Origin of the sequence: Pseudoalteromonas rubra (genome assembly GCF_005887115.1) — a bacterium.
Lineage (GTDB): Bacteria > Pseudomonadota > Gammaproteobacteria > Enterobacterales > Alteromonadaceae > Pseudoalteromonas > Pseudoalteromonas rubra_F.
Map to the genome: position 1 here is coordinate 1 of NZ_PNCJ01000126.1, position 393 is coordinate 393.

1 protein-coding gene is annotated in these 393 nt (G+C 48.9%); it reads right to left on the reverse strand.

Features of this window, described 5'->3' with window-relative positions; genetic code table 11:
• The coding region (locus CWB98_RS23450) for an HAD-IC family P-type ATPase (RefSeq protein WP_138546973.1) at nt 1-393 on the reverse strand (393 nt) is incomplete at both ends.

A 393-nucleotide genomic window follows, 5' to 3' on the forward strand; every position in this document is an offset into this window, starting at 1 on the left:
CAACGAGTTGGTAATAACAATAATGGAGCTGGCAGACATACCTATGACCGCCATCCACGGCGCCACGAGGCCCATCGCTGCCAAAGGTAAGATAGCGCCGTTATGACACAGCGACAGTGCCAAGTTTTGACGAACAATTCGGCGTGTTTTTTTGGCAATGGTGATAAGCTTAGACACCGAACGTAAATCGCTGTTTAACAATACCACATCGGCGGTGTTCTTCGAAATATCGGCGCCGCTATCCATCGCAATCGATAAATGTGCGGCGTTAAATACCGGACTGTCATTGACGCCGTCGCCAACCATGGCACAGATATCTCCTTGATTATGCCACGATTGCATCAGTGCTAATTTGTCTTGTGGCAGCAGCGCACTGTGACATGCATCTAATTG